This window comes from Streptomyces sp. CG4 (assembly GCF_041080655.1).
Taxonomy (GTDB): domain Bacteria; phylum Actinomycetota; class Actinomycetes; order Streptomycetales; family Streptomycetaceae; genus Streptomyces.
The window spans coordinates 4,071,674-4,092,599 of sequence record NZ_CP163525.1; the positions used below are offsets into that span (position 1 = coordinate 4,071,674).

15 protein-coding genes are annotated in these 20,926 nt (G+C 69.6%); 1 reads left to right on the plus strand and 14 read right to left on the minus strand.

Features of this window, described 5'->3' with window-relative positions:
- Entirely contained in the window at window positions 1-2,772 is a 2,772-nt protein-coding gene (locus tag AB5L52_RS18485; RefSeq protein WP_369365068.1) for a fumarate reductase/succinate dehydrogenase flavoprotein subunit, read from the plus strand.
- A gap of 43 nt (window positions 2,773-2,815) precedes the next feature.
- Here AB5L52_RS18485 and recQ read toward each other — a convergent pair whose 3' ends face one another.
- The 14 genes from recQ to AB5L52_RS18555 form a co-directional block, all read right to left on the minus strand.
- Window positions 2,816-4,798, minus strand: coding sequence for a DNA helicase RecQ (gene recQ, locus AB5L52_RS18490; protein WP_369365069.1), 1,983 nt, complete (start codon window positions 4,796-4,798; stop codon window positions 2,816-2,818).
- A 576-nt stretch (window positions 4,799-5,374) separates the two neighbouring features.
- Window positions 5,375-7,024, minus strand: a complete 1,650-nt coding sequence (nuoN, locus tag AB5L52_RS18495) for an NADH-quinone oxidoreductase subunit NuoN (RefSeq protein ID WP_369365071.1) — start codon at window positions 7,022-7,024, stop codon at window positions 5,375-5,377.
- Window positions 7,021-8,592 (minus strand): NADH-quinone oxidoreductase subunit M, encoded by a 1,572-nt coding sequence (locus tag AB5L52_RS18500; RefSeq protein ID WP_351026808.1) that lies wholly within the window; start codon window positions 8,590-8,592, stop codon window positions 7,021-7,023. The genes nuoN and AB5L52_RS18500 overlap by 4 nt, the downstream gene beginning before the upstream one ends.
- A 5-nt stretch (window positions 8,593-8,597) precedes the next feature.
- Window positions 8,598-10,493 carry an NADH-quinone oxidoreductase subunit L gene (nuoL, locus tag AB5L52_RS18505; RefSeq protein ID WP_369365072.1) on the minus strand — a complete coding sequence of 632 codons (1,896 nt, stop codon included), beginning with the start codon at window positions 10,491-10,493 and terminating at the stop codon, window positions 8,598-8,600.
- Window positions 10,494-10,508: 15 nt separating this feature from the next.
- Window positions 10,509-10,808, minus strand: coding sequence for an NADH-quinone oxidoreductase subunit NuoK (gene nuoK / locus AB5L52_RS18510; protein ID WP_351026811.1), 300 nt, complete (start codon window positions 10,806-10,808; stop codon window positions 10,509-10,511).
- A complete protein-coding gene (locus AB5L52_RS18515) occupies window positions 10,805-11,647 on the minus strand; it encodes an NADH-quinone oxidoreductase subunit J (protein WP_369365074.1) in 843 nt (280 codons plus the stop codon). The genes nuoK and AB5L52_RS18515 overlap by 4 nt, the downstream gene beginning before the upstream one ends.
- A complete protein-coding gene (nuoI, locus tag AB5L52_RS18520) occupies window positions 11,644-12,279 on the minus strand; it encodes an NADH-quinone oxidoreductase subunit NuoI (protein WP_351026815.1) in 636 nt (211 codons plus the stop codon). Before nuoI ends, AB5L52_RS18515 begins: the two co-directional genes overlap by 4 nt.
- Entirely contained in the window at window positions 12,272-13,636 is a 1,365-nt protein-coding gene (gene nuoH, locus AB5L52_RS18525; protein ID WP_369365076.1) for an NADH-quinone oxidoreductase subunit NuoH, read from the minus strand. The genes nuoI and nuoH overlap by 8 nt, the downstream gene beginning before the upstream one ends.
- Window positions 13,633-16,137: an NADH-quinone oxidoreductase subunit G gene (locus tag AB5L52_RS18530; RefSeq protein ID WP_369365078.1), complete on the minus strand. Its 2,505-nt coding sequence runs from the start codon at window positions 16,135-16,137 to the stop codon at window positions 13,633-13,635. Before AB5L52_RS18530 ends, nuoH begins: the two co-directional genes overlap by 4 nt.
- A complete protein-coding gene (nuoF, locus tag AB5L52_RS18535) occupies window positions 16,134-17,483 on the minus strand; it encodes an NADH-quinone oxidoreductase subunit NuoF (RefSeq protein WP_351026820.1) in 1,350 nt (449 codons plus the stop codon). Before nuoF ends, AB5L52_RS18530 begins: the two co-directional genes overlap by 4 nt.
- Window positions 17,480-18,262, minus strand: coding sequence for an NADH-quinone oxidoreductase subunit NuoE (gene nuoE / locus AB5L52_RS18540; protein ID WP_351026822.1), 783 nt, complete (start codon window positions 18,260-18,262; stop codon window positions 17,480-17,482). The genes nuoF and nuoE overlap by 4 nt, the downstream gene beginning before the upstream one ends.
- The gene (locus AB5L52_RS18545; protein WP_351026824.1) at window positions 18,259-19,599 is read right to left on the minus strand and encodes an NADH-quinone oxidoreductase subunit D; all 1,341 of its coding nucleotides are present in this window, start codon (window positions 19,597-19,599) and stop codon (window positions 18,259-18,261) included. Before AB5L52_RS18545 ends, nuoE begins: the two co-directional genes overlap by 4 nt.
- Window positions 19,596-20,366, minus strand: a complete 771-nt coding sequence (locus AB5L52_RS18550; RefSeq protein ID WP_351575886.1) for an NADH-quinone oxidoreductase subunit C — start codon at window positions 20,364-20,366, stop codon at window positions 19,596-19,598. The genes AB5L52_RS18545 and AB5L52_RS18550 overlap by 4 nt, the downstream gene beginning before the upstream one ends.
- Complete coding sequence (locus AB5L52_RS18555) at window positions 20,363-20,917, minus strand: NADH-quinone oxidoreductase subunit B family protein (RefSeq protein WP_023547484.1); 555 nt, start codon at window positions 20,915-20,917, stop codon at window positions 20,363-20,365. The genes AB5L52_RS18550 and AB5L52_RS18555 overlap by 4 nt, the downstream gene beginning before the upstream one ends.
- Window positions 20,918-20,926 lie beyond the last annotated feature (9 nt).

Consider the following 20,926-nt stretch of genomic DNA (forward strand, 5'->3'; position numbering starts at 1 on the left):
GTGACCAGCCCCGCCACCACCCTCCTGGAGATTCCCGCCGTCGCCGACGCCGAGGAGCTGACCTGCGACGTCCTTGTGATCGGGGGCGGCACGGCCGGCACCATGGCCGCCCTGACCGCCGCCGAGCGCGGTGCGAACGTCCTGTTGCTGGAGAAAGCCCACGTCCGTCACTCCGGCGCGCTCGCCATGGGCATGGACGGCGTCAACAACGCGGTCGTCCCGGGCCGCGCCGAACCCGACGACTACGTCGCCGAGATCACCCGTGCCAACGACGGCATCGTCGACCAGTCCACCGTCCGCCAGACCGCGACCCGCGGTTTCGCGATGGTCCAGCGGCTGGAGTCGTACGGGGTCAAGTTCGAGAAGGACGAGCACGGAGAGTACGCGGTCCGCCAGGTCCACCGCTCCGGCTCGTACGTACTGCCGATGCCAGAGGGCAAGGACGTCAAAAAGGTCCTCTACCGGCAGTTGCGGCGGCGCGAGATGCGGGAGCGGATCCGGATCGAGAACCGGCTGATGCCGGTCCGGGTCCTGACCGCCGAGGGGCGGGCCGTGGGCGCCGCCGGCTTCCACACCCGCACCGGCGCCTTCGTCACCGTCCGCGCGGGTGCGGTCATCCTCGCCACCGGCGCCTGCGGCCGACTCGGACTGCCCGCCTCCGGCTACCTCTACGGCACCTACGAGAACCCCACCAACGCCGGCGACGGGTACGCCATGGCCTACCACGCGGGCGCCGAGCTGACCGGCATCGAGTGCTTCCAGATCAACCCGCTGATCAAGGACTACAACGGTCCGGCCTGCGCCTACGTCGCCAATCCCTTCGGCGGCTACCAGGTCAACCGGCACGGCGAGCGGTTCGTCGACTCCGACTACTGGTCGGGGCAGATGATGGCCGAGTTCGCCGCCGAGGTCGCCGGCGACCGGGGGCCCGTCTACCTCAAGCTCAGCCACCTCCCGGAGGAGTCGGTGTCCGCCCTGGAGTCGATCCTGCACTCCACCGAGCGGCCCACCCGAGGCACCTTCCACGCCGGGCGCGGACATGACTACCGCACCCACGACGTCGAGATGCACATCTCCGAGATCGGCCTGTGCGGCGGCCACTCCGCCTCCGGCGTCCGCGTCGACGACCACGCCCGTACGACCGTCCCCCGCCTGTACGCCGCGGGCGACCTCGCCTGCGTCCCGCACAACTACATGATCGGCGCCTTCGTCTTCGGCGACCTCGCGGGCGCGGACGCCGCCCAGTACACGGCGTATGACGGTGAACTTCCCGCGGACCAGGTCCGCGAGGCGCACGAGCTGATCTACCGCCCGCTGCGCAACCCGGACGGCCCGCCGCAGCCCCAGGTCGAGTACAAGCTGCGCCGCTTCGTGAACGACTACGTGGCACCGCCGAAGTCCGGTGCCCGGCTCTCTCTCGCCCTGGAGGCCTTCGAGCGGATGCGTGCCGACATCGCCGCCATGGGCGCCCGCACGCCGCACGAGCTGATGCGCTGCGCCGAGGTCACCTTCATCCGGGACTGCGCCGAGATGGCCGCCCGCGCCTCTCTCGCCCGTACCGAGTCCCGCTGGGGCCTCTACCACGACCGTCTCGACCACCCCGGCCGCGACGACGTCTCCTGGTTCCACCATCTCGATCTGCACAAGTCCCCCTCTGGTGCCATGGAGTTCACGGCCCGTCCCGTGGCTCCGTATCTGGTCCCGGTCAAGGAGTTCACACCGGTCGGCGGTCCCTCCCGGCGGATCGGCGAAGTCCGTCCCGAGCACGTGGCCACGGCTGGGCCGCGCGACGTGGCGCCGGTCGCCGCAGGACCGACGTCCGCGCGTGCCACCGCCTCCGCCGACCGGACCGGCACGCCGGGCACCGCCTCGCCCCGGCTGCTGGAACTGCTGGCGCTCGCCGAGGCGGAACCCGAACTCGATCTGGTTCAGCCCTACTTGACGGACCCCGACCCTGCCGTGCGCCGTACGGCCGTCTCGGTTCTCACCGAGACCGTGCCGCCCGGCACCGGACAGGCCCTGGCCGGAGCCCTGACCGATCCCGACACCGACATCCGCGCGACCGCCGCCGCCTCACTGCGCGAACTGGTCGAGACCCTGCCGCCCGAACCCGTCCTGGGCAGCGCCCTCACCGGCGCCCTCACCTCGGCCGACCCGGTGGTCCGGGCCGCCGCCCTCGATGTGCTGCGCGCCCTGCGGCTCGGCGAGGCCGGAGCGTTCGCGGTGGCGCTGGACGACCCCGACATCGCCGTCCGTACCGAGGCCGTACGGGCGCTCGTCTCCGTCGACGCCGTCCGGCCGCTGGCGGGCGCCGCGGACGATCCCTCCCGGGAGGTCCGGGTCACCGTGGCCAAGGCTTTGGCCTCCGTCGGCTCGACGTCCCTGACCGAAGCCGATCGCGAGCTGCTCGCCGCCACCCTGGACCGGCTCACCGAGGACACCGATCCGCTGGTGCGCGGCGCCGCGCTCGCAGCGCTGGCCAGCACCGGCTGCCCGGCCCCGCTCGCCGCCCGCGCCGTGGCCGCCCTGGCCGACCCGGCCTGGCAGGTCCGCTCCGGCGCCGCCACCGCACTGTCGGCCGCGACCGCCGAGACCGCCGTACCCGCCCTGGCCAAGGCGCTGGCCGACCCAAACGCGGACGTACGCAAGGCAGCGGTGCTGGCCCTGACCCGGCACCGGGCCACCGAGGAGGCCCGCGCGGCCCTCGCCACGGCCACGGCCGACTCGGACGCGGATGTCAGGGCTTACGCGGCGCGGGGGCTGGGGCTGTGACGATCCCCCGCATCGCCTCGGACCAACCCCGATATCCGGTCGTCTATATCCAGTCGTCCGGCTCCGGCGCCTCGTCCGGCTCAGGCCAGTCGGGCTCCTGTGCGTCGTCGGCGGCCGGGGCCGGCCCGTCGAGGGAAGCCAGCACGGCCAGCACACCCTCGCCGTACGTCGCCAACTTCTTCTCGCCGACGCCGCTCACCGTGCCGAGCTCACGCACCGAAGCGGGGCGACGGCTGACGATCTCCCGCAGGGTGGCGTCGTGGAAGATGACGTACGCCGGCACGCCCTGTTCACGGGCCTGTTCGGCACGCCAGGCGCGCAGCGCCTCGAAGGCGGGCAGCAGTTCGCCGGGCAGCTCGGCCACGGCGGCCTTCGCCTTGCGATCGCCGCCGGACGCGCCGGCCGAGCGCGACTTGGAGGTGGCCGGCTTCTTCGGCTCCTTGCGCAGCGGCACCTCCCGCTCGCTCCGCAGTACGGAGCCGCTCGTCTCGGTGAGCACCAGAGTGCCGTACTCCCCCTCCACCGCGAGCAGCCCCTGCGCCAGCAGCTGCCGGACGACGCCCCGCCACTCGGTTTCGGTGAGGTCGGTGCCGATACCGAAGACGGACAGCTGGTCGTGGTCGAACTGGATGACCTTGCCGGTGCGCTTGCCGAGCAGGATGTCGACGATCTGCACGGCGCCGAACTTCTGGCCTCGCTCGCGCTGGAGCCGTACCACCGTCGACAGCACCTTCTGCGCGGCGACCGTGCCGTCCCAGGTCTCCGGCGGGGTGAGGCAGGTGTCGCAGTTGCCGCAGCCCGCCGCATCGGGGTCCTGGCCGAAGTAGGCGAGCAGCTGGCCACGGCGGCACTGGGCCGTTTCGCACAGCGCGAGCATGGCGTCGAGGTGGGATGCGGCCCGGCGGCGGAACGCCTCGTCGCCCTCGCCGGACTGGATCAGCTTGCGCTGCTGTATGACGTCGTTCAGGCCGTATGCCATCCAGGCCGTGGACGGAAGCCCGTCGCGGCCCGCGCGGCCGGTCTCCTGGTAGTAGCCCTCGATCGACTTCGGCAGGTCGAAGTGGGCGACGAACCGTACGTCCGGCTTGTCGATGCCCATGCCGAAGGCGATGGTCGCCACCACGACCAGGCCCTCCTCGCGCAGGAACCGGGACTGGTGGGCGGCGCGCATACCCGCGTCGAGGCCGGCGTGATACGGCACCGCCTCGATGCCGTTGGCGGTCAGGAACTCCGCCGTCCGCTCCACCGAGTTGCGGGAGAGGCAATAGACGATTCCCGCGTCGCCCGCGTGCTCCTCCCTGAGGAAGGCGAGCAGCTGCTTCCTGGGGTCGGCTTTGGGCACGATCCGGTACTGGATGTTGGGCCGGTCGAAGCTGGCGACGAAGTGGCGGGCCGTCGGCAGGTTCAGCCGCTGGGTGATCTCCTCGTGCGTGGCTCGGGTAGCCGTGGCGGTGAGGGCGATCCGCGGAACGTCCGCCCAGCGCTCGCCGAGGAGGGACAGCGCCAGGTAGTCGGGGCGGAAGTCGTGGCCCCACTGGGACACGCAGTGCGCCTCGTCGATCGCGAAGACGGAGATCTTGCCGCGCGAGAGCAGGTCGAGCGAGGTGTCCAGGCGCAGCCGCTCGGGTGCCAGATACAGCAGGTCCAGCTCGCCGGCCAGGAACTCGGCCTCGACCACGCGCCGCTCGTCGAAGTCCTGCGTGGAATTGATGAAGCCGGCCCGCACGCCGAGGGCGCGCAGGGCGTCCACCTGGTCCTGCATCAGGGCGATCAGCGGGGAGATCACCACGCCCGTACCGGGTCTGACCAGGGCCGGGATCTGGTAGCACAGCGATTTGCCGCCGCCGGTCGGCATGAGGACGACGGCGTCTCCGCCCGCCACCACATGCTCGATGATCGCTCCCTGCTCGCCCCGGAAGGCCTCGTATCCGAAGACCCGGTGCAGCGTGGCCAGCGCCTCGCTGTCGGCCGCACCCGGCCCCTCGGTCACCTGTGGCATCTCGCTGATCCCGCCCGTCACGCCCATCGTCCTGTCCCCCGCCGGTCCCCCGTGTGTCGTCTCTCGACCGCTGCATCCACGATAGGGGGCCGGACCGACAGCCACGGAGTTATCCACAGGCTCGGCTCATTCTCCTGCGTAACCGGGCACTGACCTGAAGCAACCAGCCGGACCCCGTCGTGGGGAGCGCACGTGAGCGTCGCCTTCCAGGCCTCGGCAACCGCGTGGCCGTTCCCTCCCCAACACGGATGGACGGCAGACGACATGGGCTCGCTCCCGGGCCTGCCGCCCCACACGTAGCTGATCGACGCGAGCCTCGTCTTCCCGTGCCCTCAGTCGCCTTTTCATGGGCGCGCCATGAGCGCATGTGGCCGTCGTCTCACCGGTGCCGCACCATCCGGGTCGGGGTTCTCAACCGGTTCACCGTGGACCTCGACCGGCAGAACAGGCCGGAACCGACGTGATCGTCGTACGGGCGGAGGCTTTGGAGAGTTCCGATCAGACCAGGGTTCCCGCGGCAGGGGTCAGTGACCCGGAAACACACCGCTGCCCGGCGCCCCTGCTGAACGAGGGTGCCGGGCAGCGGCATGCGCGGGGAGTGCGTCAGCGCACGAAGACTCCCGCCTGGCTCGCCAGGTTCAGGAAGTACTGCGGGGCCACGCCCAGGACCAGGGTCACCGCCACGCCCATGGCGATCGCCACCGTGGTCAGCGGGGACGGTACGGCCACGGTGGGGCCTTCCGGCCGGGGCTCGCTGAAGAACATCAGCACGATCACGCGGATGTAGAAGAACGCGGCGATCGCCGAGGAGATCACACCGACCACGACCAGCGGGGCCGCGCCGCCGTCCGCGGCCGCCTTGAACACGGCGAACTTCCCGGCGAAGCCGGAGGTCAGCGGGATGCCGGCGAAGGCCAGGAGGAAGACGGCGAAGACCGCCGCCACCAGGGGGGAGCGTCGGCCGAGACCGGCCCACTTGGACAGATGCGTCGCCTCGCCGCCCGCGTCGCGCACCAGCGTGACCACCGCGAAGGCGCCGATCGTCACGAAGGAGTAGCCGGCCAGGTAGAAGAGGACCGACGAGACGCCGTCCTTCGACGTGGCGATGACACCCGCGAGGATGAATCCGGCGTGCGCGATGGACGAGTACGCCAGCAGCCGTTTGATGTCGGTCTGGGTGATCGCGACGATCGCACCGCCGAGCATGGTGATGATCGCCACCGCCCACATGACCGGCCGCCAGTCCCAGCGCATCCCGGGCAGGACGACGTACAGCAGGCGCAGCAGCGCGCCGAACGCGGCTACCTTCGTCGCCGCCGCCATGAAGCCGGTCACGGGCGTCGGCGCGCCCTGGTAGACATCCGGCGTCCACATGTGGAACGGCACCGCGCCCACCTTGAACAGCAGGCCCATCACGATCAGGGCGCTGCCGAGGAGCAGCAGCGCGTCGTTGCCCATGGTGTTGGCCAGCGCCGGGTCGATGCTGGTGACCGTGCCGTCGACGACCTGGGCGATGCGCACGTACGACACCGAGCCCGCGTAGCCGTACAGCAGGGCGATGCCGAACAGGGTGAAGGCGGAGGCGAACGCGCCGAGCAGGAAGTACTTGACCGCGGCTTCCTGCGACATCAGCCGCTTGCGGCGGGCCAGCGCGCACATCAGGTACAGCGGCAGAGAGAAGACCTCGAGGGCCACGAACAGCGTCAGCAGGTCGTTGGCCGAGGGGAACACCAGCATGCCCGCGATCGCGAAGAGGAGGAGCGGGAAGACCTCGGTGGTGGTGAATCCTGCCTTCACCGCGGCTTTCTCGGTGTCACTGCCCGGCACGGAGGCGGCCTGCGCGGCGAAGGAGTCGACGCGGTTGCCGTGCGTGGCCGGGTCCAGGCGCCGCTCGGCGAAGGTGAACAGGGCGACCAGACCGGCCAGCAGAATCGTGCCCTGCAGGAACAGGGACGGCCCGTCGACCGCGATCGCGCCCATCGCCGCGATGTGCGCCTTCGTGGTGCCGTACCCGTCGGCCGCGAGCGCGACCACCGCGGCGAACGCGGCGCACAGGGCTACGAGTGAGACGAACACCTGCGCGTAGTAGCGGGACTTGCGCGGAAGGAACGCCTCGATCAGCACGCCGACCAGTGCCGCACCAGCGACGATCAGCGTCGGCGACAATTGTCCGTATTCGATCTTCGGTGCCGGGATCTTCGAGATCGGGTCGGCCGCGGTTGTCCACAGGCTGTGGACGGCTGTTGTGCTCACTTGGCCGCCTCCACCGAGGGCTTGGGGTCGGTCTTGTGGACGTCGGACATGGTCTGCTTGACCGCCGGGTTGACGATGTCCGTGACGGGCTTCGGGTAGACGCCCAGGAAGATCAGCAGCACGATCAGCGGGGCGACGACCACGAGTTCACGCGCGCGGAGGTCGGGCATCGCCGAGATCTCGGGCTTCACCGGGCCCGTCATCGTCCGCTGGTACAGGACGAGGGTGTAGAGGGCGGCGAGGACGATGCCGAAGGTGGCGATGACGCCGATCGCCGGATAGCGCGTGAACGTGCCGACCAGGACCAGGAACTCGCTCACGAACGGGGCGAGTCCGGGCAGTGAGAGGGTGGCGAGGCCGCCGATCAGGAAGGTGCCGGCGAGCACGGGGGCGACCTTCTGCACGCCTCCGTAGTCGGCGATGAGCCGCGAGCCGCGCCGGGAGATCAGGAAGCCGGCGACCAGCATCAGCGCGGCCGTGGAGATGCCGTGGTTGACCATGTAGAGCGTGGCGCCGGACTGGCCCTGGCTGGTCATCGCGAAGATGCCCATGATGATGAAGCCGAAGTGCGAGATGGACGCGTAGGCGACCAGTCGCTTGATGTCCCGCTGGCCGACGGCGAGCAGTGCGCCGTAGACGATGCTGATCAGGGCCAGTACGAGGATGGCAGGCGTGGCCCACTTGCTGGCCTGGGGGAACAGCTGAAGGCAGAAGCGGAGCATCGCGAACGTGCCCACCTTGTCGACGACCGCGGTGATGAGGACGGCGACCGGGGCGGTGGACTCCTGCATCGCGTTGGGCAGCCAGGTGTGCAGCGGCCACAGCGGTGCCTTCACCGCGAAGGCGAAGAAGAAGCCGAGGAACAGCCAGCGTTCGGTGCTCGTCGCCATGTGCAGCGAGCCGCTCGCGCGGGCCTGTGCGATCTCCTGGAGGCTGAAGTTTCCGGCCACTACGTAGAGGCCGATCACCGCGGCCAGCATGATCAGGCCGCCGACCAGGTTGTAGAGCAGGAACTTCACCGCCGCGTACGACCGTTGCGTCGAGGCCGCCTTCTCGCCCTGCGCGTGGGCGCGGTCTCCGAAGCCGCCGATGAGGAAGTACATCGGGATGAGCATGGCTTCGAAGAAGATGTAGAAGACGAAGACGTCGGTGGCTTCGAAGGAGATGAGCACCATCGCCTCGACGGCGAGGATCAGCGCGAAGAAGCCCTGGGTGGGCCGCCAGCGCCGGCTGCCGGTCTCCAGCGGGTCGGCGTCGTGCCAGCCGGCGAGGATGATGAACGGGATCAGCAGGGCGGTCAGCGCGATCAGTGCCACCGCGATCCCGTCGACACCCAGCTCGTACCGCACCCCGAAGTCCTTGATCCAGGCGTGGGATTCAGTGAGCTGGTAGCGGGCGCCGCCCGGGTCGAAGCGGACCAGGATGGTGATCGCCAGGGCGAGCGTGGCGAGCGAGACGAGCAGTGCCAGCCACTTGGCGGCGGTGCGCCGCGCGGCCGGTACGGCGGCCGTGGCGACGGCCCCTACGGCCGGGAGCGCCGCCGTCGCTGTCAGCAGAGGAATGGACATCGGTATCAGACCGCCCTCATCAGCAGGGTCGCGGCGACCAGGAGTGCCGCGCCGCCGAACATCGAGACCGCGTAGGAGCGGGCGAAGCCGTTCTGGAGCCGGCGCAGCCGCCCGGACAGGCCGCCGAAGCCGGCCGCGGTGCCGTTGACGACACCGTCGACCAGGGTGTGGTCGACGTACACCAGGGAGCGCGTCAGGTGTTCGCCGCCGCGGACCAGGACCACGTGGTTGAAGTCGTCCTGGAGCAGGTCGCGGCGTGCCGCGCGGGTGAGCAGCGAGCCGCGCGGGGCGACGACGGGGACGGGCCCCCGGCCGTACTGCGCCCAGGCGATGCCCACGCCGATGAGCAGGCACACCGTGGTCGCGCCGGTGACCGTCCAGGCGCTGACCGGGGAGTGGCCCTCGCTGTGTCCGGTGACCGGCTCCAGCCAGTGCAGGAAGCGGTCGCCGATGCTGAAGAGGCCACCGGCGAAGACCGATCCGACGGCCAGCACCATCATCGGGATCGTCATGACCCTCGGGGACTCGTGCGGGTGCGGCTCGTTGCCGTTCTCGTCGGGCTGCCAGCGCTTCTCTCCGAAGAACGTCATCAGCATCACGCGCGTCATGTAGAAGGCGGTGATGGCCGCGCCGAGCAGGGCCGCGCCGCCGAGGATCCAGCCCTCGGTGCCGCCCTTGGCGAAGGCCGCCTCGATGATCTTGTCCTTGGAGAAGAAGCCGGACAGGCCCGGGAAGCCGATGATGGCGAGGTAGCCGAGGCCGAAGGTGATGAAGGTGACCGGCATGTACGTACGCAGGCCGCCGTACTTGCGCATGTCGACCTCGTCGTTCATGCCGTGCATGACGGAGCCCGCGCCGAGGAACAGCCCGGCCTTGAAGAAGCCGTGCGTCACCAGGTGCATGATCGCGAAGACGTAGCCGATCGGGCCGAGGCCCGCCGCGAGCACCATGTAGCCGATCTGCGACATGGTCGAGCCGGCCAGTGCCTTCTTGATGTCGTCCTTCGCGCAACCGACGATCGCACCGAAGAGCAGCGTGACGGCGCCGACGACGGTGACGGCGAGCTGGGCGTCCGGGGCCGCGTTGAAGATGGCTCCGGAGCGGACGATGAGGTACACACCCGCGGTCACCATCGTCGCCGCGTGGATCAGGGCCGAGACCGGGGTCGGGCCCTCCATGGCGTCACCGAGCCAGGACTGCAGCGGCACCTGGGCGGACTTGCCGCAGGCGGCGAGCAGCAGCATCAGGCCGATGGCGGTGAGCTTGCCCTCGGAGGCCCCGGTCGCGTGGCTGAGGACCGGGCCGAAGGCGAAGCTGCCGAACGTCGCGAACATCAGCATGATCGCGATCGACAGGCCCATGTCGCCGACCCGGTTCACCAGGAAGGCCTTCTTCGCGGCCGTCGCGGCGCTGGGCTTGTGCTGCCAGAAGCCGATCAGCAGGTACGAGGCGAGACCGACGCCCTCCCAGCCGACGTACAGCAGCAGGTAGTTGTCGGCGAGGACGAGCAGCAGCATCGCCGCGAGGAACAGGTTCAGATAGCCGAAGAAGCGGCGGCGCCGCTCGTCGTGCTCCATGTACCCGACCGAGTACAGGTGGATCAGTGAGCCGACGCCCGTGATGAGCAGGACGAACGTCATCGACAGCTGGTCCAGGCGGAGGGTGGCGTCCGCCTGGAAGCCGGCCACCGGGACCCAGCTGAACAGGTGCTTGATGAGAGTGCGGTGTTCGGTGTTCTTGCCGAGCAGGTCGGCGAAGAGGATCAGGCCGAACACGAAGGAGGCGGCCGACAGGAGTGTGCCGATCCAGTGGCCGACGCGGTCGAGGCGCCGGCCGCCGACCAGGAGGACGGCCGCTCCGAGCAGGGGCGCCGCGATGAGCAGCGCGATCAGGTTCTCCACGATTCTTCCGACCCCTTACAGCTTCATCAGGCTGGCGTCGTCGACCGAGGCCGAGTGGCGGGTACGGAACAGCGACACGATGATCGCCAGGCCCACCACGACCTCCGCGGCGGCGACGACCATCGTGAAGAAGGCGATGATCTGGCCGTCGAGGTTGCCGTGCATCCGGGAGAAGGTGACGAACGCGAGGTTGCAGGCGTTCAGCATCAGCTCGATGCACATGAAGATCACGATGGCGTTGCGCCGGATCAGGACGCCGGTCGCGCCGATGGTGAACAACAGGGCGGCGAGATAGAGGTAGTTGACCGGGTTCACTTCGACGCCTCCTCGGGCCGCTTGAACGTCGCCGGTTCGATCTCTGTACGCTCCAGGCGTTCCTCCGCTCGCTGCTCCAGCGCGCGCAGCTCGCCCAGCGCCTCCGCGGACACGTCACGGATCTGGCCGCGCTCGCGCAGCGTCTTGTTGACGGTCAGCTCGGACGGGGTGCCGTCGGGGAGCAGGCCCGCGATGTCCACGGCGTTGTGCCGGGCGTAGACGCCGGGGGCGGGCAGCGGCGGGACGTGCTTGCCTTCGCGGACGCGCTGTTCGGCCAGCTCGCGCTGGGTCTTGGCGCGCTCGGTGCGCTCGCGGTGGGTGAGCACCATGGCGCCGACGGCGGCCGTGATCAGCAAGGCGCCGGTGATTTCGAAGGCGAAGACGTACTTGGTGAAGATGAGGGCGGCGAGACCCTCCACATTGCCGTTCGCGTTCGCCTGGCCGATGCCGGTGAACTCCTTCAGGGAGGCGTTGCCGATGCCCGCGAACAGCAGGACACCGAAGCCGGCTCCACACAGAAGGGCCAGCCAGCGCTGGCCCTTGATGGTCTCCTTCAGGGAATCGGCGGCCGTGACGCCGACGAGCATCACCACGAACAGGAACAGCATCATGATCGCGCCGGTGTACACGACGATCTGCACGATGCCCAGGAAATAGGCGCCGTTGGCCAGGTAGAAGATCGCCAGGACGATCATGGTGCCGGCGAGGCAGAGCGCGCTGTGTACGGCCTTCTTCATGAAGACGGTGCACAGCGCGCCGAGCACCGCGATCGTGCCGAGCGCCCAGAACTGGAAGGCCTCGCCGGTGGAGGTCGCGTAGGCGGCGAGCTGTGGGCTCATGCGTCCACCTCCTGCTCCTGGTCCTCGGCCGCGCCCGAAGGGCCTGCCGATTGCGGCTGTTCGCCCTTGGAAACGGCGACCTGGCGGACCGTGCCGGGGGCGGCCTGTGTCACCAGGCCCCGGTAGTAGTCCTGTTCGTCGGTCCCCGGGAAGATCGCGTGGGGCGTGTCGACCATGCCGTCTTCAAGGCCGGCGAGGAGCTGTTCCTTGGTGTAGATGAGGTTGGCGCGGCTGGAGTCGGCCAGTTCGAACTCGTTGGTCATCGTCAGCGCGCGCGTGGGGCACGCTTCGATGCACAGGCCGCACAGGATGCAGCGGGCGTAGTTGATCTGGTAGACGCGGCCGTAGCGCTCGCCCGGCGAGTAGCGTTCCTCGTCGGTGTTGTCGGCGCCCTCCACGTAGATGGCGTCGGCGGGGCAGGCCCAGGCGCACAGCTCGCAGCCGACACACTTCTCCAGGCCGTCCGGATGGCGGTTGAGCTGGTGTCGTCCGTGGAACCGCGGAGCCGTGGTCTTCTTCTGCTCCGGGTACTGCTCGGTCAGCCGCTTCTTGAACATGGCCTTGAAGGTCACGCCGAAGCCGGCGACGGGGTTCTGGAAACCGGGCTTGGTCTCCTTCGGCTCCTCAGCCATCGGACGCCTCCTTTCCATCCGAAGATCCGTCACTGACAGTGTCCGACGCGCCACTGACAATCAGCTCCCGCTCGCGGCGCGAGCGGCGCCTCGGCACCGGTGGCGGCTCCTGTCCGGGCAGCGGCGGTACGGGGAACCCGCCGGCCATCGGGTCGAATCCGGCCTGCTCGGCGGCGGTCTGCTCGGCCGTCTTCGCCTTCTCGCGGAACATGTCGGCGACGAAGGAGATCAGCAGCAGGGCGAGGACTCCGCCGCCGACGTAGAGGGCGATGTCGGCGAAGTTGTAGTGCTCGTTGCGCAGGGCCCGTACGGTCGCCACCAGCATCAGCCAGGTCACGGAGACCGGGATGAGGACCTTCCAGCCGAGCTTCATCAGCTGGTCGTAGCGGACCCGCGGGAGCGTGCCGCGCAGCCAGATGAAGAAGAACAGCAGCAGCTGGACCTTGATCACGAACCAGAGCAGCGGCCACCAGCCGTGGTTCGCGCCCTCCCAGAAGGCGCTGATCGGCCAGGGGGCGCGCCAGCCGCCGAGGAACAGGGTGGTCGACACGGCCGAGACGGTCACCATGTTCACGTACTCGGCGAGCATGAACATCGCGAACTTGATGGACGAGTACTCGGTGTTGAAGCCGCCGACCAGGTCGCCCTCGGACTCCGGCATGTCGAAGGGGGCGCGGTTGGTCTCGCCGACCATCGTGACGATGTAGAGGATGAAGGAGACCGGCAGCAGCAGGATGTACCAGCGGTCGTGCTGCTGCGCCACGATCGTGGACGTCGACATCGACCCCGAGTACAGGAACACGGAGGCGAACGCGGCGCCCATGGCAATCTCGTAGGAGATCATCTGCGCGCAGGAGCGCAGGCCGCCGAGGAGCGGGTAGGTGGATCCAGAACTCCAACCCGCAAGGACGATGCCGTAGATGCCGACGGAGGCGACCGCGAGGATGTAGAGCATCGCGATCGGCAGGTCGGTGAGCTGCATCGTGGTGCGGTGACCGAAGATCGAGATCTCGTTGTCGGCCGGGCCGAAGGGGATCACCGCGATCGCCATGAAGGCCGGGATGGCCGCGACGATCGGCGCGAGGATGTAGACCGCCTTGTCCGCGCGCTTGACGATGAGGTCTTCCTTGAGCATCAGCTTCACGCCGTCGGCGAGCGACTGGAGCATGCCCCAGGGGCCGTGCCGGTTGGGGCCGATGCGCAGCTGCATCCAGGCGACGACCTTGCGCTCCCAGACGATGGAGAACAGCACGGTCACCATCAGGAAGGCGAAGCAGAACACGGCCTTGATGACAACCAGCCACCAGGGGTCGCGACCGAACATCGAGAGGTCTTCAGCTGCGAGGTACGGGCTCATGCCTCCACCTCCTTGGGGGCCTGTTCGGCGAGTGTCGCCGGGCCGATGCGGACGAGTGAGCCGGGCCGTGCCCCGGTGTCGGAGGCGACGCCGGCGCCGACGGAGTTCAGCGGGAGCCAGACCACCCGGTCGGGCATCTCGGTGATCTGCAGCGGGAGTTCGACGGTGCCGGCGGAGCCGGTGACGGCGAGGACCTCGCCGTCCTGCACGCCCGCCTCGGCGGCCGTCGCCGCCGACACGCGCGCGTGGGCGGCGTGCCGGGTGCCGGCGAGCGCCTCGTCGCCCTCCTGGAGGACGCCCTGGTCGAGCAGCAACCGGTGCCCGGCGAGTACGGCCTCGCCCGCGGCCGGTCGCGTCGGCGTGCCCGCGGGCTCCTGGGGGTCGGTGGCGCGCGGGCCGGCCCAGGAGCCGAGCCGGTCGATCTCCGCGCGCGTGGTGCGCAGATCCGGCAGGCCCAGGTGGACGTCCATGGCGTCGGCCAGCATCTGCAGCACGCGCGCGTCCGTCGGTGCCAGGCGGCGGGCCATCTGGTCGGGCTTGAGCGCGGCGTCGAAGAACCGCACCCTGCCTTCCCAGTTGAGGAAGGTGCCCGCCTTCTCGGCGACCGCGGCGACCGGCAGGACGACGTCGGCGTGCTCGGTGACCTCGCTGGGCCGCAGCTCCAGCGACACCAGGAAGCCGATGCCGTCGAGCGCTTCACGCGCGCGTGCCGGGTCGGGCAGGTCGGCGACCTCGACCCCGGCGACGACGAGCGCGGACAGTTCGCCGGTGGCGGCTGCCTCGACGATGTGGTGGGTGTCGCGGCCGTAGCGCAGCGGGAGTTCGGCGAGCCCCCAGGCGGCGGCGACCTCCTCCCGCGCGCGCGGGTCGGTCGCCGGGCGGCCGCCCGGCAGCAGTGACGGCAGCGCGCCCACCTCGACGGCGCCGCGCTCGCCGGCCCGGCGCGGGATCCACACCAGCTGGGCGCCGGTCGCGTGGGCGGCGCGTACGGCGGCGGTGAGGCCGCCGGCGACCGAGGCGAGGCGCTCGCCGACGACGAGGACCGCGCCCTCGGTGCGCAGAGCCTCCACGGCCCGGGTGCCGAGCTCCTCCAGACCGACACCGCTCGCGAGGGCGTCCAGCCACTCGGTCTCGGTGCCCGGCGCGGCCGGCAGCAGGGTGCCGCCCGCCTTCTGAAGACCCCGGGTCGCGTGCGTGGCCAGCGCGAACACCTGCTGCTTGTGCTTGCGCCAGGCCTTGCGCAGCCGCAGGAAGACGCCGGGCGCCTCCTCCTCCGACTCGATGCCGACCAGCAGGACGGCGGGTGCCTGCTCCAGGGAGGTGTACGTGACGCCCGTACCGTCGAGGTCACGGCCGCGGCCGGCCACCTGGGACGCCAGGAAGTCGGCTTCCTCGCCGCTGTGCACGCGCGCGCGGAAGTCGATGTCGTTCGTGTCGAGCGCCACGCGCGCGAACTTGCTGTACGCGTAGGCGTCCTCGACGGTCAGCCGACCGCCGATCAGGACACCGGCCCGGGAGCGTGCCGCGCTCAGTCCGCGCGCGGCCGCCTCCAGCGCCTCCGGCCAGGAGACGGGCTCCAGGACACCGTCGGCGTTGCGGACCAGCGGGGTGTCGAGGCGGTCCTTGAGCTGCGCGTACCGGAACGCGAAGCGTCCCTTGTCGCAGATCCACTCCTCGTTGACCTCGGGGTCGTTGGCGGCGAGCCGCCGCATGACCTTGCCGCGCCGGTGGTCGGTGCGGGTGGCGCAGCCGCCCGCGCAGTGCTCGCAGACCGACGGCGAGGAGACCAGGTCGAAGGGGCGGGAGCGGAAACGATAGGCCGCCGAGGTCAGCGCGCCGACCGGGCAGATCTGGATGGTGTTGCCGGAGAAGTACGACTCGAACGGGTCGCCCTCGCCGGTGCCGACCTGCTGGAGCGCGCCGCGTTCGAGCAGCTCGATCATCGGGTCGCCCGCGATCTGGTTGGAGAACCGGGTGCAGCGGGCGCACAGCACGCACCGCTCGCGGTCGAGCAGCACCTGGGTGGAGATCGGTACGGGTTTCTCGTAGGTGCGCTTCTTGCCGTCGAAGCGGGAGTCGGCGTTGCCGTGCGACATCGCCTGGTTCTGCAGCGGGCACTCGCCGCCCTTGTCGCAGACCGGGCAGTCCAGGGGGTGGTTGATGAGCAGCAGCTCCATGACGCCGTGCTGGGCCTTCTCGGCGACCGGCGAGGTGAGCTGGGTCTTCACCACCATGCCGTCGGTGCAGGTGATCGTGCAGGACGCCATCGGCTTGCGCTGGCCCTCGACCTCGACGATGCACTGGCGGCAGGCGCCGGCGGGGTCGAGGAGGGGGTGGTCGCAGAACCGGGGGACCTCGATGCCGAGCTGCTCGGCGGCCCGGATGACCAGGGTGCCCTTGGGCACGCTGATCTCGATGCCGTCGATCGTCAGTGTGACGAGGTCCTCCGGCGGGACCGCCGCCTCTCCCCCGCCCGAGGGAGCACTGGTGGTCACGGTCATGCGTTCACCTCCGGGCGGTCCGCCCAGGCCGTCGACTTGGCCGGGTCGAAGGGGCAGCCCCGGCCCGTGATGTGCTGCTCGTACTCCTCGCGGAAGTACTTCAGCGAGGAGAAGATCGGGGACGCGGCGCCGTCGCCGAGGGCGCAGAAGGACTTGCCGTTGATGTTGTCGGCGATGTCGGCGAGCTTGTCGAGGTCGGCCATGGTGCCCTTGCCGGCCTCGATGTCCCGCAGCAACTGCACGAGCCAGTACGTCCCTTCGCGGCAGGGCGTGCACTTGCCGCAGGACTCGTGGGCGTAGAACTCGGTCCAGCGGGTCACCGCCCGCACCACGCAGGTCGTCTCGTCGAAGCACTGCAAGGCCTTCGTGCCGAGCATCGAACCCGCGGCGCCCACTCCTTCGTAATCCAGGGGGACGTCGAGGTGCTCGTCGGTGAACATCGGCGTCGAGGAGCCGCCCGGCGTCCAGAACTTCAGGCGGTGGCCGGGCCGCATTCCGCCGCTCATGTCGAGAAGCTGGCGGAGGGTGATGCCGAGCGGAGCCTCGTACTGGCCGGGGCTCGCGACATGGCCGCTGAGCGAGTAGAGCGTGAAGCCCGGGGACTTCTCGCTGCCCATCGACCTGAACCAATCTTTCCCGTTTTGCAGGATGGCGGGAACCGACGCGATCGACTCGACGTTGTTCACAACAGTCGGGCAGGCATAGAGCCCTTCGACAGCAGGGAAGGGAGGACGCAGCCGCGGTTGACCACGGCGGCCTTCGAGCGAGTCGAGCAGTGCGGTCTCCTCACCGCAGATGTACGCGCCGGCGCCCGCGTGCACGGTGAGGTGGAGGTCGAGCCCGCTGCCCAGGATGTTCTCGCCGAGGTAGCCCGCCGCGCAGGCCTCGCGCACGGCCTCGTGCAACCGCCGCAGAACGGGAACGACTTCACCACGCAGATAGATGAAGGCATGCGACGACCTGATGGCATAGCACGCGATCACGATGCCCTCGATGAGGCTATGCGGGTTCGCGAAGAGGAGCGGGATGTCCTTGCACGTCCCCGGCTCCGACTCGTCGGCGTTGACAACTAGATAGTGCGGTTTCCCATCTCCCTGCGGAATGAACTGCCACTTCATTCCGGTCGGGAATCCCGCGCCGCCGCGGCCGCGCAGCCCGGAGTCCTTGACGTACGCGATCACGTCGTCCGGTGACATGGCGAGCGCCTTGCGGAGCCCCTCGTACCCTTCGTGCCTCCGGTAGACGTCCAGAGTCCAGGACCGGTCCTCGTCCCAGAAGGCCGACAGCACGGGTGCGAGCAGCTTCTCGGGGCTCGTGTCCTTGAGTTCGGCTGCCACGGTCATCACTCCCCCTCCTCTTCGGCCTCGCCCGCGGACGGCGCATCCTGAGGTTCCTGTGCACGCGGATGGACCACGCGCGCGGGTGCGGCCTCTCCCCTTGCCAGGCGAAGGCCCACCAGCGACGCGGGTCCCGCACTGCCGCTCTCCTCGACGGCCCCTGGCCGCTCGTCGGGGAAGCCGGCCAGGATCCGCGCGGTCTCCTTGAAGGTGCACAGCCTTGCCCCACGCGTGGGCTGCACGGGCCGGCCCGCGCGCAGATCATCGACCAGGCGCTTGGCGCTGCCCGGCGTCTGGTTGTCGAAGAACTCCCAGTTGACCATCACGACCGGCGCGAAGTCGCAGGCCGCGTTGCACTCGATGTGCTCCAGGGTGACCTTGCCGTCGTCGGTGGTCTCGCCGTTGCCGACGCCCAGGTGTTCCTGGAGGGTCTCGAAGATCGCGTCTCCGCCCATCACCGCGCACAGGGTGTTGGTGCACACGCCGACCTGGTAGTCGCCGGACTGCCTGCGCCGGTACATGGTGTAGAAGGTGGCGACGGCGGTGACCTCGGCCGTGGTCAGGTCCAGCATGTCCGCGCAGAACTGCATTCCGGTGCGCGTGACATGGCCCTCCTCCGACTGCACGAGGTGGAGCAGCGGGAGCAGGGCGGACCGGGAGTCCGGGTAGCGCGCGATGATCTCGCGCGCGTCCGCCTCCAGGCGGGCCCGGACGTCGTCCGGGTACGCGGGCGCGGGCAGTTCGGGCATGCCCAGGCTGACGCCCCGCTCCGAAGAAGAGGTGGTCACCGGTCGACGCCTCCCATCACGGGGTCGATGGACGCGACGGCGACGATGACGTCGGCGACCTGGCCGCCTTCGCACATCGCCGCCATGGCCTGCAGGTTGGTGAAGGACGGGTCGCGGAAGTGGACCCGGTAGGGGCGGGTGCCGCCGTCGGAGACGACGTGCACACCGAGCTCGCCCTTGGGGGACTCGACGGCCGCGTACGCCTGTCCCGGCGGGACGCGGAAGCCCTCGGTGACGAGTTTGAAGTGGTGGATCAGGGCCTCCATGGAGGTGCCCATGATCTTCTTGATGTGGTCGAGGGAGTTGCCGAGTCCGTCCGGGCCCAGGGCGAGCTGGGCGGGCCAGGCGATCTTCTTGTCGGCGACCATGACGGGGCCGGGCTGGAGCCGGTCCAGGCACTGCTCGACGATCCTGAGCGACTGGCGCATCTCCTCCAGGCGGACCAGGAAGCGGCCGTAGGCGTCGCAGGAGTCGGCGGTCGGGATCTCGAAGTCGTACGACTCGTAGTCGCAGTACGGCTGTGCCTTGCGCAGGTCGTGCGGCAGGCCGGTGGAGCGCAGGATCGGGCCGGTGGCGCCGAGGGCCATGCAGCCGGCCAGGTCGAGGTAGCCGATGTCCTGCATGCGGGCCTTGAAGATGGGGTTCCCGGTGGCGAGCTTGTCGTACTCCGGGAGGTTCTTCTTCATCTTCTTCACGAACTCGCGGATCTGGTCCACCGCGCCGGGCGGCAGGTCCTGGGCGAGTCCGCCGGGGCGGATGTACGCGTGGTTCATCCTCAGGCCCGTGATGAGCTCGTAGAGGTCGAGAATCATTTCACGATCACGGAATCCGTAGATCATGATCGTGGTGGCGCCGAGCTCCATGCCGCCGGTGGCGATGCACACCAGGTGGGAGGACATCCGGTTCAGCTCCATCAGGAGCACCCGGATGATCTTGGCGCGCTCGGTGATGTCGTCCTCGATGCCGAGGAGTTTCTCGACGGCGAGACAGTAGGCGGTCTCGTTGAAGAAGGACGTCAGGTAGTCCATGCGCGTGACGAAGGTGGTGCCCTGCGTCCACGTGCGGTACTCGAGGTTCTTCTCGATGCCGGTGTGCAGATAGCCGATGCCGCACCGGGCCTCGGTGACGGTCTCGCCCTCGATCTCCAGGATCAGGCGGAGCACTCCGTGGGTGGAGGGGTGCTGGGGACCCATGTTGACGACGATGCGTTCGTCGTCGGCGCGGGTCGCGGACTGGACGACCTCGTCCCAGTCGCCACCGGTGACCGTATATACGGTGCCCTCGGTGGTCTCGCGCGCCGAGGCGGCCGACGCGTCGGATGCTGACTGCGTGCTCACGAGTACGACCTCCGCTGGTCCGGAGCCGGGATCTGGGCGCCCTTGTACTCGACGGGGATGCCGCCGAGGGGGTAGTCCTTGCGCTGCGGATGGCCCTGCCAGTCGTCCGGCATCATGATCCGCGTCAGGGCCGGATGGCCGTCGAAGACGATCCCGAAGAAGTCGTAGGTCTCGCGCTCGTGCCAGTCGTTCGTCGGGTACACGGAGACGAGCGAGGGGATGTGCGGGTCTGCGTCAGGGGCGCTGACTTCGAGGCGGACCAGCCGGTTGTGGGTGATCGAGCGCAGGTGGTAGACGGCGTGCAGCTCGCGGCCCTTGTCGTGCGGGTAGTGGACGCCGCTGACGCCGGTGCACAGCTCGAAGCGCAGGGCCGGGTCGTCGCGCAGGGTGCGGGCGACACGGACCAGGTGTTCGCGCTCGATGTGGAAGGTGAGCTCGCCGCGGTCGACGACCGTCTTCTCGACGGCGTTGTCCGGGACGAGTCCCTGTTCCTCCAGGGCGCCTTCCAGTTCGTCGGCGACCTCGTCGAACCAGCCGCCGTAGGGGCGGGTCGCCGGTCCCGGGAGCCGGACCGAGCGGACCAGGCCGCCGTAGCCGGAGGTGTCGCCGCCGTTGTTGGCGCCGAACATGCCGCGCTGGACGCGGATCTCCTCGCCACCCTGGCCGCGCTGGCCGGGGAGGTTGGAGGCGGAGAGGTCCTTCTCGGGGTTCACCCCGTTCGCGGACCCGTTCACGCCGCCTGCGCCGTTGCCGTTCGCGTCGCTCACCGCAGCAGCCCCTTCATCTCGATCGTGGGCAGGGCCTTGAGCGCGGCCTCCTCCGCCTCGCGGGCGGCCTCCTCGGCGTTGACGCCGAGCTTGGAGGTCTGGATCTTGTGGTGGAGCTTGAGGATCGCGTCCATCAGCATCTCGGGGCGGGGCGGGCAGCCCGGGAGGTAGATGTCGACGGGGACGATGTGATCGACGCCCTGGACGATCGCGTAGTTGTTGAACATGCCGCCCGAGGAGGCGCAGACGCCCATGGAGATCACCCATTTCGGGTTGGGCATCTGGTCGTAGACCTGCCGGAGCACCGGCGCCATCTTCTGGCTGACCCGGCCGGCGACGATCATCAGGTCCGCCTGGCGCGGTGAGCCCCGGAAGACCTCCATGCCGAAGCGCGCCAGATCGTAGCGGCCGGCGCCGGTGGTCATCATCTCGATGGCGCAGCAGGCGAGGCCGAAGGTGGCGGGGAAGACGGACGCCTTGCGCACCCAGCCCGCGGCCTGCTCGACGGTGGTCAGCAGGAAGCCGCTCGGCAGCTTTTCTTCGAGTCCCATGACTAAAGG